The organism is Algibacter mikhailovii, from assembly GCF_014651495.1.
Classification (GTDB): domain Bacteria; phylum Bacteroidota; class Bacteroidia; order Flavobacteriales; family Flavobacteriaceae; genus Algibacter_E; species Algibacter_E mikhailovii.
The window spans coordinates 480,576-494,825 of the sequence record NZ_BMWZ01000003.1; the positions used below are offsets into that span (position 1 = coordinate 480,576).

The window sequence follows — 14,250 nt, forward strand, 5'->3', positions numbered from 1 at the left end:
TTATGCTTCTATCATTTCCAACAAATTTGACATGTTAGAAAATGTTTTTGTTGATAACGCTTCTAATTCATTTCCATAATCATGCTCTGTGTATCCAAAAACATCAAAACCTCCTCTTATAGCACCTTTTACTCCCGAAAGGCTATCTTCTATTACAAGGCATTCACTTGGTTTAAATCCCATTGTCCTTGCTGCCCACAAGTAAACATCTGGTTCTGGTTTCCATTTTTGAATGGCATAACAGCTAAATATATTACCTTCAAAAAAAGGGAGTAATCCTGTTACCTCAAGATTTAGTCTAATTTTATTTTCTGGACCACTTGAAGCCACACAATATGGAATCTCTAAATTTTCAAGAACTTCTTTTATTCCATTTATGGGTTGTATCTCTTTTCTAAAAGCCTCAAAAGTATTTATTCGATAATCTGTCTCAAAGTTTAAAGGCAGTTCTTTTTTAATTCTTTCAGATATTAGCTGCATACATAGGTTTAATGACTTCCCTTTGAGATCTATTAAAGACTGATGTTTATCCATTTTAGCTCCCAAATCATTTGCCATATCAACCAAAACCCCAATAGCAATAGACTCGCTATCAATTAGAACGCCATCGCAATCAAAAATAATGCATTCGTATTTACTCATAAATTAAGGTGTAGAATTAGAAACCTGTAGCAATTTCCCGTTATAATACTTGTTCCCGTTAAGTGAAAAATCAAAAATATAATTCGCCATTTCCAAAGCTGTAGTTGGCGCTTGATAACCTGGAAAAGCTTCTTCGAGCATTTCGGTTTGAACAGCTCCTAAAGCCAAAACATTAAATGATATTCCAGCCTCTTTGTACTCTTCAGCTAAAAGTTCTGTTAAAGTTATTACCGCAGCTTTACTTGAACTGTAGGCTGCCAAACCAGGAAACTTCATACTGCCTTGTACTCCTCCCATAGAACTAACAGTAACCACATGACTATCTTTTAGCATAAATGGTAAGACTACTCTGGTCAATTCTGCAACACCAAAAACATTAGTTTTATAGACATTTTCAAAATCAACCAAGCCGGTTTCAGAAAAAGGCTTGTTCAAAAGGGTTCCTGCGTTATTAATTAAAACATCAACCTTTTTCCAAGTTTTGTTTATAAAATCTTCAACTTTCTTATAAGCATCATTATCGCTTAAATCAAAAGAAAAGCAAGTTACATTTGCCAATTCTAAATTCTCAATAGGTTTCTCATTGCGGGAAAGCGCCAAAACTTGATACCCCGCTTTAGCAAATAATTGCACCAGTTCAAAACCAATGCCTCTGCTTGTTCCTGTTATAATAATATTTTTACTCATTAGTCATTTTAATTTCTTTGCTTGAAGCATTAATCATGCCTTCTAAGGCAGGAATCATTTTATTAATAAAACTAGTCATATGCTCAAAATCCATCTGTTCGGCTTCATCCTTCACATGGTGATAGTAATCAAAATTAGTGAAATCAAAAGTGGAAATAGCCTGAGCTGGAATTTTAAACTCTTGATAAAACGGATAGTTATCTGACCGTTGAAATAAGTTATAAGATTTAGCCTGTGGTAAAAAACCAAGAATATCTTCATGAGCATAACTATTTAACTTTTCACCCATATTGGTCAGATTATAACCCGTTAAATAAGCCATGATTTTATCTCCTGTCCGTGGAACGCCAATCATCTCAAAATTAATCATGGTATACAAATCGAGATCAGATTCCTTTAATCTCCTAGCTAAATGTTCAGAGCCCTTTAAACCCATTTCTTCAGCGGCATAAAGTGTAAACAAAATGCTTCTTTTATTACTTTTACTTTCAGAAAAATATTTGGCCCACTCCATAACCGCAACTGTTCCCGATGCATCATCATTGGCTCCATTGGCTATACTATCACCATCAACTTTTTTTGCAGCTCCAATATGATCATAGTGTGCACCTAGAACGACAAACTCATTTTTTAGATTCACATCATTACCTTCAATGTATCCTACAATGTTATAACCTACAACATCCTTTACTCTAAAGGTATCTCTATAGGTTTTAAAATAAGGTTTAATCTTATTTTTACTAAAAAAATTTTCAATAAATACCGCTGCTTTTTCAATCCCAATAGTACCTGTCTCTCTACCCTCTAATTCATCAGACGCTAAATACTCTAAACTTGTTTGAATACTTTGAAGTTCCGCACGCTCCCCTTCAGCAACATTTTCTTGTTCGGCCTTAATCGGTGTTTTTCGGGTTCCACAACTAAAAATAGCAGTTAACACTAAAAGATAAATTAACAGTCTCATAAATATCCATTTTAGGTATTAAAGATAAAAAAACCTGTTTCAATTAACATGAAACAGGTTTTTATCTAATTAATTATTTACTTGAAATTAAACCAACATAGTTACTGGGTTCTCTATATACCCCTTCAATGTTTGAAGAAATTGAGCTCCAGTAGCACCATCAATAGTTCTATGATCGCATGCTAAAGACAATTTCATTGTGTTTCCAACAACTATTTGTCCGTTTTTAACTACTGGCTTTTCAACAATATTTCCAACAGAAAGAATTGCAGAATTAGGTTGATTGATAATAGATGTAAATGTATCAATACCAAACATCCCTAAATTTGACACCGTAAACGTGCTTCCTTGCATATCATCTGGTGTTAATTTCTTATTTCTAGCTTTTCCTGCAAGATCTCTAACCGCTGCACCAATTTGTGGTAAAGTTTGCTCATTAGCAAATTTAACAACAGGTACAACCAAACCATCTGGAACAGCTACAGCAACTCCGACGTGTACGTGATTATTTAAACGCATTTTATCTGGAAACCATTGCGAATTTACTTGCGGGTGTTGTTTTAAAGCAAGAGCACAAGCTTTTACAACAATATCATTATATGAAATTTTAGTATCTGGAATAGAGTTAAATTGTGTACGGAAAGCAATAGCATTTTCCATATCAAACTCTACATTTAAGTAATAATGCGGTGCTGAGAACTTAGAATTTGTTAACGCTTTAGCAATGGCCTTACGCATTTGTGAGTTATCAACCTCATCAAAATCTTCCTGACCAGCCGGCACAAATTTACCTACTGAAGCGGCAGATGCTGCTGGCTCATAGTTTTCTATATCGCGCTTAATTATACGTCCATTTTCTCCAGAACCTTGAACTTTAGTCAAATTAATCCCCTTTTCTTCAGCCAATTTTTTAGCTAAAGGAGACACATACACGCGACCATTTTCTGTAACCGGTGTTGGTGCAGGTGCACTAGTTTTCTTAGCAACAGCTGGTGCCGCTTTTGGTGCCTCTTTTTTCACCTCAGCAGCCTTGGGCGCTACCTCTTGTTGAGCAGGTGCTCCAGCTGAAAATCCAGCTGCAACGCCAGAAACATCAGTTCCTGCAGGTCCAATAATAGCAAGTAACTCATCTACTTTTGCAGATTCACCTTCCTTTAAACCTATCTCTAATAAAGTACCCGATTGGAATGATTCAAATTCCATAGTTGCTTTATCCGTTTCTATTTCCGCTAATATATCTCCCTCTTCTACAGCATCTCCAACTTTTTTCAACCAAGTTGCTACTGTTCCTTCTTCCATGGTATCACTTAGTCGTGGCATAGTTACCACAATAACACCTTCTGGTAATTCAGAGGTTGAACTTGATACAGCAGTTGCAGGAGCTTCGGCAACTTCTTCTTTTGTTTCTTCAGCTTCTTTGGGAGCAGCAGTTCCACCACCGTTTAATAATCCAGAAATATCTTCTCCTTCATCTCCAATAATGGCCAAAAGTTCATCTACTTTAGTTGTCTCTCCTTCTTGAACTCCAATATGAAGTAAAGTCCCTTCATTGAAAGACTCAAACTCCATTGTTGCCTTATCCGTTTCAATTTCCGCTAAAATATCGCCTTCCTCAATTTTATCTCCTACTTTCTTTAACCAAGCCGCAACAGTACCTTCTTCCATGGTATCGCTTAAACGCGGCATATTTACTACTATTGCCATAGCTTATAATTTATGTTGAATAAATGGATAATCTTCTTGCTCGTATACCATATCATAGAGTTGTTGTTTTTCTGGATAAGGCGATTCATCCGCAAATTTTTCACATTCTAGAACTCTGTCCTTTACACGTTTATCAATAACCTTGATATCGTCTTCAGTGGCATATTTCTTATCTAAAAGCACATCCTTAACCTGAGTAATTGGATCGATTTTCTTGTATTCCTCTACTTCAGCCTTAGTTCTGTAATGCTGCGCATCACTCATTGAGTGTCCTCTATACCTGTACGTTTTAAGCTCTAAAAATGTAGGTCCTCCGCCCTTTCTTGCTCTCTGGATAGCTTCATCAAAAGCCTCGGCAACTTTAATTGGATTCATACCATCAACAGGCGCACAAGGCATATCATAACCTAATCCTAACTTATATATTTCCTCATGGTTCGCTGTTCTTTCAACTGAAGTACCCATAGCGTATCCATTATTCTCACAAACAAAGACCACTGGTAAATTCCAAAGCATGGCTAAATTAAAAGTTTCATGAAGTGAACCTTGTCTAGCAGCACCATCACCAAAGCAGCATAATGTAACACCATCATTACCGTGATATTTATCACCAAAAGCAATTCCTGCTCCTAATGGAATTTGACCACCTACAATACCGTGACCCCCATAAAAACGAAATTCTTTAGAGAATATATGCATAGAACCTCCCATACCTCCAGAAGTTCCTGTTGCTTTACCGTAAAGCTCAGCCATTACACGTCTTGGATCAACCCCCATACCAATAGGTTGCACATGATTACGATATGCTGTAATCATTTTATCTTTTGTCAAATCCATAGCATGTAAAGCACCTGCTAAAACAGCTTCTTGCCCATTATATAGGTGAAGAAATCCTCTTACTTTTTGTTGAATGTATACGGCAGCAAGTTTGTCTTCAAACTTTCTCCAGAATAACATATCTTCATACCACTTGAGGTAAACCTCTTTCGTTATTTTTTGCATCGAATAATGTTAAATTATTAATTAGCGGATTACAAAAGTAATACTTTGTGAGTAACTGAAAAAACGCAATCTTATTAAACTAGAAAAAATATGAAAAAATAGACTCAAATTGAATCCAATTATCTATTTAATAATTTTAAGAATATATTCTTAAACATCTGAAAAACATCATGAATAAAAACACTATAATTCTGACTTATCAAATACAAATGGCAGCAGATTTGATAGAGAATTAGATTTAGCAATTTCACCTGTTTCACCCATAAAAAAAATTTCAATTGGCGATTCTTGTTTCAACTCATATTCCGCTATAGATTGCCTGCATGCCCCGCAAGGCGGAATTGGCTTTGTTGTTTGCTTTTCTGATGCACCAGCAGAGATTGCCATTTTGAGTATTTTCGCATTTGGATATTGAGAACCGGCATAGTAAATAGCTGTTCGCTCAGCACATAAACCAGAAGGATAAGAAGCGTTTTCTTGATTATTACCCGTAATCACCTCATTATTATCTAATAATAATGCAGCTCCTACTTGAAACTTCGAATATGGCGCATAAGCTCTTTTTCTAGCCTCTACAGCCCTTTCCATAAGATTGGATACGGCTAAAGGCAATTCGTCTAAGCTCTGATACATGTATAAAACCGATTCCTTTCTTATTTCTTTCATACCCAAGATTCTAGTAAATTTAAAAAACTCTGATAAATAAAAAAACTATTGCAACAGCAATAGTTTTCAATACTTTTTTAGCAGAGTACTCTGCTAGTACTCAAAATATTCACCAGCACCAATATTAAACGTTAAAGAAAAACGTAATGTACCTTCTAGAGGACTCTGAACTTTTGATGTTGAGAACAAGTAAGATAGGTCAATATTAACTACGTTTGCCTTAAATCCAGCTCCCAAAGCCAAAAATTTCCTAGCACCTTTTTCTTCAGCCTCATTGAAATACCCTGCTCTAAATGCAAAAGAATCAGTATACATGTATTCTGCTCCCAATGCCCATGTCACTTCTTTCATTTCTTCCTCAAAACCTCCTGGTGCATCGGCAAAAGACTGAAACATACCAGATAAGAAACTCACGTCATTAGACTTACCTTTATAAATAACACCATTATCAGGTGAAATTTGGGTATCATATTCCCCATCTCCATTTGTATCTTCAAATTCAGTTCCTAAAATAGGAGGCGTTGGCACCAACAATTTGGTAAACTCAGCAGTTACAGCCAATTTATTATAGTCATCAAAAATAAAATCAAAACCACCACCTAAACGCAAATTGGTTGGTTGAAAATTTTCTACACCACCTTCATCATATTTAAATTTTGGTCCAATATTTTGAATAGCAAAACCACCTCTCCAACGTCCATTAAAATCGGCATAGGCCTCTTCTTCACTTTGATAATACCCAGAGATATCAACTCCAAAGGTACTAGCGGCTACGGCATCAACATCTCCAACATTCAACTTTAAATCAGACCTCAAATAACGCATAGTAACAGCCATTGAAAATGGATCACTTAAACGTAGGGCGTACGAAGCGTCTAGTGCAAATTCATTTGGTCGAGCTACAATAGGCGGCGTATTTTCATCCGGCACAAACTCAATATCTCCTAAAGAAAAGTATCTTAAGCTTGCAGCAAAAGCACTACGTTCATCTATTCTATTAAAATAAGTCAAGCCTCCAAGAAAAATATCATTAACCAATTTGCTCAAATAAGGCGTGTAAGTAACACCCACACCAGACTTTGTTTCAGAAAACACATATTTTGATGCATTCCATTGCTGTGAAAACGCATCTACCGAGGTAGCCACACCCATATCCCCCATACCGGCTGCTCGTGCATCAGCTGAGATTAATAAAAATGGCACACCTGTGGTAATAACCCTGGAATCATTTGGATTAGGCACTATAATTGTAGGGTTTTCTTGTGCTTCAATTTTGAAAATAACAACAAAAGCCAGCAATAGTATTAATTTATTCTTCATGTATTAGTTTTTAATTTAGCAAATATAATTTTTTATTACAGTATCACAAGTTTCTCTATTTTCTCAACGGTTTTATTTAAGGCACTTGAGTGCACCCTGAGCTTATAAATATACACGCCTTTACCTATTTTATCTCCAAAGTCATCTCGACCATCCCAAACAATATCCCTTGATAATGAACTGGCAACTTTGATTCCTCCTGAGGTTTGCCCATTTAAAGTTCTAACTAATTTCCCTGAAACAGTAAACACCTGTATTGAAACGTCCAATGGCACCGAACTATTGTGATTAAACCAAAATTCTGTGTAATTAACAAAAGGATTTGGGTAATTAAGCACATTATTAATCATTAATTCCTGATTTTCATTGAATACAACAAACTGAATTTCAGAAGTAGAAGAATTATTATATACATCCCAAGCCTTGAGCGTTAATGTATGCAAACCTTCCTCTAAATTTCTCAACGGAAAACTAACTGTACCTTTAGTATAGTCATCCATTTCGGTTTCATAGTAATCATTTAATACAATAGGATTCTTTTCATCGCCATCAATAATTGCTACAATATCATGCCCAACCCCACTGGCGGTATTTATACCATTAGAATCCTCTAGCTTGGCTAATATGGTAGGAGATTCATTAGTAATACCTCCAGACACGAAATTTTCATCATTCATAAATAAGGTTAGTACTGGACCAATATTATCCTCTTCTGCATTCTTATTAATCCCCCCTATACGTACAGTATTAACTACTGCCCCAGATTTATCTTGTGTCAATTCTTTGTTTTTTGAGTAAAAACTAACCTTGCCATAACCCACAGGAATACCGATATCTTTGGGCACTATAAAATCAAACTCAAACTTTCCATTGACTACAGAAGCCTGACCTCTAAAAATTATTTCTCCCAATGTTTTAAAATCCATCAACACCAATTCGCCATTAAGCCTTGTACCATCATTGGCTAAGGTTTTTCTATCAATATTTTTATCATAAATAGTTGACGAAATAGTACCATTGTAATTTGACAACAAATTACCTGAAAGATCAGTGACTTCCCCGGACAACTTCACATAACTCAGCGCCTTCAAGGTATCTGTAGCTTGTGCAATTGGCACATCATTTATCTTTGTTAATTTTATACTTGGTTCAGCAAAGGCCAATTTCATAGCTGGATCACCAATAAAGAAAATTAAACGCCTTTGAGAGGCTCCAGTAACTAAACGATCAGCTTTAGCTAACCTCAAGGCTTCTGCCATGGTAGGATATTCATAGCTCACAGTATCATCATTATTATTATAAGAAAACAAATACTGCCCTAAAATTCTATTAAAAGCCACAGCAAAACTCACAAAGATCTGACGCGTAGTTGTAATTAAACCTATAGCGCCAGTATCCTTATTCCAATAGGTAGATTCGCCTGCCGTCGGTCTAAAGGGGTTGTCAAACCTCGTAAACTCACAAGTCACCGTTACAAAGCAATTAAGTTTACAAATATTTCTAAAATCATTAATATCTGGTTTTAATAAAATACGCTCCTCAGCCAATCCGTCTTCTCCTCCATGACCAAAATAATTAAGAACTAATGCTCCTTTGTCAACAGCATTAGAAATTTCAGCATTTACAGCCGGATACCTATCTCCTCCTGCAGATGATTGCTGTTCAAAAGAATCTGAATGAATCTTTACAACATTAATAAATGGTTTTTTATCATTTACTAAATTCCCTATTTCATCTGTAGTTCCCTGAAGTATACCTTCCCAATCTTTATCAACATCATCAGATACCACCACAAAATTATTTCTCCAGCTACCAAAGGCTTCTTTAATATAATAGGATTCAACTTTATCAACCAATTCCTTGGCTCGCTGTGGCGTATCAGCTAACATTCTTCCTACCGCAATATCCAATTTATCTGATGTCAGCATAGTCCCTTCATTCTCATCCATCATACCATAAAAATCATCTGACACATAAGACGTTGCAGCACTAAAACTGTTATAGGAATACCAAGATGGTACAATATTGGTATTATTAGCAATACGATCTTTATAATCAAAAGACCCATCTCCAAATAAGCATAGATATTTCAACCTTTGTTCTTCTGAACTGGCATTATCATAAACATATTTTACCATATTACGTATAGCTCCAACATCCTGATTTCCCGAACTAAACTCATTATATATTTCATTTAATCCAAGCACTTTAACATTCAATCCATATTGAGATCTATTAATATCCGCCAATCGTTCCGCCTGATTTATCATATTATTAGGTGCCACTATAACATAGTCTACATCTTGAAAGCCTCCTTGATCATTTAGAAATATGGTTCCTTTTATATCCTGATTGCTAACTGCCGTATTAGAATCATAACTTGGTGTATAATAATCTGAAGTGGTTAAAGCCACATACTTTTTTAAACTCCCCAAAGTCGCTTTAAAACTAAAGCTGGAAGCATTATCTACATTTTCGGCAGTTGCAACAGTATACAAATCTGTTACATCCCAAACTTCAGTTAGCCTAGAGGTATTCGTTATAATATACTCGCCAATGCCACTAGATGAACTTACAACACTATTTTTAAACAAGAACTGCTTATTTAAAAAATTAAGTTGTCTCACCGCTTCAATTGAAATATAATCGAGATAACCTATGGCACTAGGATTACCCTGATTATTAAAATCAAGCCCTACACTTATTTTTGATGAATTAACATTTATATCACCTGAATAGCTTGCTCCGCTAGCAAATGTTGGAGAGGAAACTCCTGATAAGCCCAAAGAAGCCACATTAACCCCATCAACACTTACCCCCATGACACTAGAAGATTCGGAGGCTGCAGCTACAACCACTTTCAACTTTACTGGCTCAGTTGCAACTATATCTGGAAAATCAAATGTAAATTCTTTTGTATTCTCTATATCAAACTTATCACCAAACCATCGCCTTCCCAGTGACACTAAATTATAATCATCTATTTCATGAAATTTGTAATCTTCAAAGGTATCAATTACTAAATCTGGAACTCCCTCAGGTTGCAAAAAAGGCTGTATTCGCTTTCCTCTACCTGGACTTATGTTTATATAATAATAGGTTTTATCGGTATAGCAATTAATATGTGTTCTACTATCTTCACTATACACTTTTGGTCCTTGTGCATAAAATAAAATATAATCGTTGTTATTAAACACACCATCTTCTTCCCCAATAAATTTTATGGCATTTTCAGGCACATCATAAGGATATGACACGGCATTAGAGAAGGGAATCATACTACCACCATGACCATACAACTTAATATCCCTTGGATCAACACTATTTACATTAACGCCCAATTTCTGCAAAAAATCTTTAGACAATTTAAAAACGCCTGTGGTATCCACATAAAACCGGTACCAATCCCCGTCTTTGAGAACAGAACTAGACAGTGCTTTAGAAGTGCTATACCCTTTTCCTGAGGCAGACAACTTACTTAAACTATTGCCCTGCCTATAATTAATTTGAAATGAAGTGACTTTTTTAAAAGTTCCATTAGACCCCTTTAAAAGAGGAACTAACTGAAAATAGGTATATTTCTTATCTCTTGATTGGGTATTTCTTATATTAAATTCTAACTTAGTTGGTATATTACCAGTGTCCAATTCTTTTAATTCCTCACTAGAGATGGATTCTAAAACAACATTAGATAACGTTATTGAAGACTCGTTAACTTCAAAATTAGACACCCACTGATCAACAAATAATAAAGTATCACCATTATAAACAAAGTTTTCCTTATTAAAGGAAGGGACTTCAATAGAAAAATTATCTCCAAAAAGTTTTTGAGTTCCGTCCCAACTAATTTTGAACTGCCTTTGTTGCGCAACTAACCCAACCGACATCATCAATAATAAAAATAAAATCTTCTTTTTCATTGCAAGAATAACGCTATTAACACCATGTTATTATTAAAAAAAAACAACAATTTTAAAAACTCCATCAAAAATACAATAATAAAACAGTTATGCTAGCGTTTATACATGATAAAACGGTGGTAAATTCAGTCAAAACATCGTTATAATAACCAAAAAACAGGATGAAATACACTTTTTTTTGGTTAAATTGTAAAAAACAGCTTGCGTTATTGGGTTTAATTCTTATATTGCAGCACCAAAAATTATTAGCTTACTTAAAAGTATGGATATGAAAAAAGTAACATCAATAAAGGTTCTATTGATTTTAACACTAGCTGTAGTTTCTACAAGCTGTAAAAAATCTTCTAGTTCTAAAAACAGTTCTAGAGCTACTGGATGGCAAATAAATTCTAGAGACGGTGGTTTTCAATACAACACCAACTTTCAAGAACAAGAAACCGCTCCAGGTCTTGTCTTTGTAGAAGGCGGCACCTTTACAAAAGGTCGTGTTCAAGATGATGTCATGCATGATTGGAACAATAGTCCCAACCAACAACATGTTCAATCATTTTATATGGATGAATCTGAGGTTACCAATTTAATGTATGTAGAATATCTTGACTACATGAAAAAGCTTTATCCACCAGATGATGACTTATATAAAGAAATCTACAGAGGTATTCTTCCTGACACATTGGTTTGGAGAAATCGTCTTGGATTTAACGAAGTTATGACTGAAAACTACCTGAGACATCCTGCATATGCAGAATATCCAGTAGTTGGTGTAAGTTGGATTCAAGCTGTTGAGTATGCCAATTGGCGTACAGACCGTGTAAATGAATTGAATTTACAGAAAAACGGATACCGTGATATTAATCAAACGGAAATGGATCCTGACAACTACTTCAGTACAAGTAGATATCAAGTTGATCCAAGCGCCTATGATAATGGTGAAACGGATACTAGAAGAAATAGAAATATTAAAGTAGATGCTGACGGAAATGAAACTAACGTTTATGCTTCCAAAGAATCTGGTGTTATTGGTCCTAAATATAGACTTCCTACGGAAACTGAATGGGAATATGCTGCATTAGGGTTAAGTGAATTAAGAAGTTTTAACCTGTATCGTGGACGTAAAAAATATCCTTGGGATGGACAATATACACGTTCTGAAAAACGTAAAATCCGAGGAGACCAAATGGCCAACTTTAAGCAAGGTAAAGGTGATTATGGTGGAATTGCAGGATGGTCAGATGATGGTGCCGATATAACTAATGCTGTTAAATCATATCAACCAAATGATTATGGATTGTATGATATGGCTGGAAATGTTGCCGAATGGGTAGCAGATGTTTACCGACCTATTGTAGATAGTGAATTTAATGATTTCAATTATTACCGTGGAAATGTTTATACCAAAAACGCTATTAACGAGGATGGCACTGTAAAAGTTGTGACCTCAGATGATGTAGTTTACGATACGCTATCTAACGGAAAAGTGATTGCTAGAAATTTACCAGGTGAAATTTTACAAGTACCTGTAGATGAAAATGAAACATATTTAAGAACTAATTTCGACAGAAGTAATGCCGTAAACTTCAGAGATGGTGACAAACGTTCTTCACGTTATTTTGAAAGCTTTAATGATGATGAAACTGAAGAAGGTGATACTGACGCTGAAACAAGAAAAATGTACAATTCTCCTAAGCATTCTATTACCAGAGATTCTTTAGGTAATATTATTCGAGAATATGACCGAGGTAACAACCGAACTTCTATGATTAATGATGAAGTAAGAGTTTACAAAGGTGGTTCTTGGAAAGATAGAGAGTACTGGTTAGACCCTGCTCAAAGACGTTACTTTCCACAAGATATGGCAACAGACTATATTGGATTTAGATGTGCAATGTCTAGAGTTGGATCAAAAAGTAAATCAAAAACCAAATCTAAAAATTAACATCTATTAAAAATTTTATAAAAAAAAGTCCTAACCTTGTTAGGACTTTTTTTTATACTTTTATTTCAAAATAAATCGATTTGACAATAGCACAACTACACAGCTTTTTTTTATCCTCTAACGCTGCATGTACAGATACTAGAAAAATTAATAGGGACGACATGTTTTTCGCCTTAAAAGGAGACAACTTTAATGGTAATACATATGCTGAACAAGCCATTGAAATGGGCGCCAAATACGCCATTATTGATGAACCTGAATACCACACCACGGCAAAAACAATTTTAGTTAAAAACGTTCTAGAAACTCTTCAAGAACTAGCCACCTATCACAGGCTATATTTAAACAAACCAATAATAGCTTTAACAGGGAGTAACGGTAAAACAACTACCAAAGAGCTTATTAATGTTGTGTTATCAAAAAAGTATAATACTTCGGCTACAATAGGTAATTTAAATAATCACATAGGCGTACCACTCACCCTATTGGCAATGCGAAAAGAAACAGAAATAGGCATTGTTGAAATGGGGGCAAATCATTTAAAAGAAATAGCTTTTTTATGTGACATTGCGAAACCAGATTATGGCTATATAACTAATTTTGGAAAAGCTCACCTAGAAGGATTTGGAGGTGTAGAAGGTGTAATCAAAGGAAAATCCGAAATGTATGCCTTCTTACTACAAAATAAGAAAACCATTTTTATTAATTCTGATGACGCTATTCAAATTGAGAAAACAAAAAAGGGCAATATATATTCATTTGGCAACTTAGAGACCAACCCAAACGTTCCAATAACTAATTTAAAAACCCAACCAAATGTTACCTGCACTTACAATAACTTAAAAATTAGCAGTCAACTCATTGGCGACTATAATTTTCATAATATTGCTGCCGCTATTTGTATTGGTAATTTTTTTAAAGTTGATGACGAATCTATAAAAGCTGCAATCGAGAACTACGTGTCAACAAACAATCGCTCTCAAATTATAACAAAAGGGTCAAACCAGATAGTTTTAGATGCATATAATGCTAATCCAACAAGTATGCGTGCCGCTTTACTTAACTTTCAAAACCTAAAAGGTAACAAAATAGCCATATTGGGAGATATGTTTGAACTTGGTGTAGATGCTAAACAAGAACATCAAGACATTGTTGACTTAGTCCTATCTTTAAATATTGATCAGGTTTTCCTTATTGGAGAGCACTTTTATGAATCTAAAATAGACGCTAATAAAGCAATCCAATTTAAAACTTTTGACAATTTCGAAACATCCTCTGAATTGAAAGCCATCCAGAATTCTAGTCTGCTTATAAAGGGTTCTCGTGGCATGGCTCTAGAACGCGTTCTCGATATGTATTAGCATAATAAACGACACTATCCTAAAATCTTTGTAGGCTCAAAATATCAG

Annotated in this window: 10 protein-coding genes; 2 read left to right on the forward strand and 8 right to left on the reverse strand. The window is 35.0% G+C overall.

The window, feature by feature from the left end; genetic code table 11:
- The 8 genes from IE051_RS08235 to porU all read right to left on the reverse strand — a co-directional run bounded on the left by IE051_RS08235 (nt 1) and on the right by porU (nt 10,905).
- The gene (locus IE051_RS08235; protein ID WP_189360298.1) at nt 1-642 is read right to left on the reverse strand and encodes an HAD family hydrolase; all 642 of its coding nucleotides are present in this window, start codon (nt 640-642) and stop codon (nt 1-3) included.
- 3 nt (nt 643-645) lie between these two features.
- Nucleotides 646-1,329 carry an SDR family NAD(P)-dependent oxidoreductase gene (locus IE051_RS08240; protein WP_189360299.1) on the reverse strand — a complete coding sequence of 228 codons (684 nt, stop codon included), beginning with the start codon at nt 1,327-1,329 and terminating at the stop codon, nt 646-648.
- Nucleotides 1,322-2,293 carry a M28 family metallopeptidase gene (locus IE051_RS08245; RefSeq protein ID WP_189360300.1) on the reverse strand — a complete coding sequence of 324 codons (972 nt, stop codon included), beginning with the start codon at nt 2,291-2,293 and terminating at the stop codon, nt 1,322-1,324. The genes IE051_RS08240 and IE051_RS08245 overlap by 8 nt, the downstream gene beginning before the upstream one ends.
- Before the next feature lie 87 nt (nt 2,294-2,380).
- Nucleotides 2,381-3,997, reverse strand: coding sequence for a dihydrolipoamide acetyltransferase family protein (locus tag IE051_RS08250; protein ID WP_189360301.1), 1,617 nt, complete (start codon nt 3,995-3,997; stop codon nt 2,381-2,383).
- 3 nt (nt 3,998-4,000) lie between these two features.
- Nucleotides 4,001-4,999, reverse strand: coding sequence for a pyruvate dehydrogenase (acetyl-transferring) E1 component subunit alpha (gene pdhA / locus IE051_RS08255; protein WP_189360302.1), 999 nt, complete (start codon nt 4,997-4,999; stop codon nt 4,001-4,003).
- 183 nt (nt 5,000-5,182) lie between these two features.
- The gene (gene cdd, locus IE051_RS08260; RefSeq protein ID WP_189360303.1) at nt 5,183-5,665 is read right to left on the reverse strand and encodes a cytidine deaminase; all 483 of its coding nucleotides are present in this window, start codon (nt 5,663-5,665) and stop codon (nt 5,183-5,185) included.
- Between the two features lie 93 nt (nt 5,666-5,758).
- Nucleotides 5,759-6,985, reverse strand: coding sequence for a type IX secretion system outer membrane channel protein PorV (porV, locus tag IE051_RS08265; RefSeq protein WP_189360304.1), 1,227 nt, complete (start codon nt 6,983-6,985; stop codon nt 5,759-5,761).
- A gap of 35 nt (nt 6,986-7,020) precedes the next feature.
- Complete coding sequence (gene porU, locus IE051_RS08270) at nt 7,021-10,905, reverse strand: type IX secretion system sortase PorU (protein WP_189360305.1); 3,885 nt, start codon at nt 10,903-10,905, stop codon at nt 7,021-7,023.
- Nucleotides 10,906-11,167: 262 nt separating this feature from the next.
- Between porU and gldJ the strand changes: the two genes are divergently transcribed.
- Both gldJ and IE051_RS08280 read left to right on the forward strand, forming a co-directional pair.
- Nucleotides 11,168-12,841, forward strand: coding sequence for a gliding motility lipoprotein GldJ (gldJ, locus tag IE051_RS08275; protein ID WP_189360306.1), 1,674 nt, complete (start codon nt 11,168-11,170; stop codon nt 12,839-12,841).
- An 80-nt stretch (nt 12,842-12,921) separates the two neighbouring features.
- Nucleotides 12,922-14,202, forward strand: a complete 1,281-nt coding sequence (locus tag IE051_RS08280) for a UDP-N-acetylmuramoyl-tripeptide--D-alanyl-D-alanine ligase (protein WP_189360307.1) — start codon at nt 12,922-12,924, stop codon at nt 14,200-14,202.
- Nucleotides 14,203-14,250 lie beyond the last annotated feature (48 nt).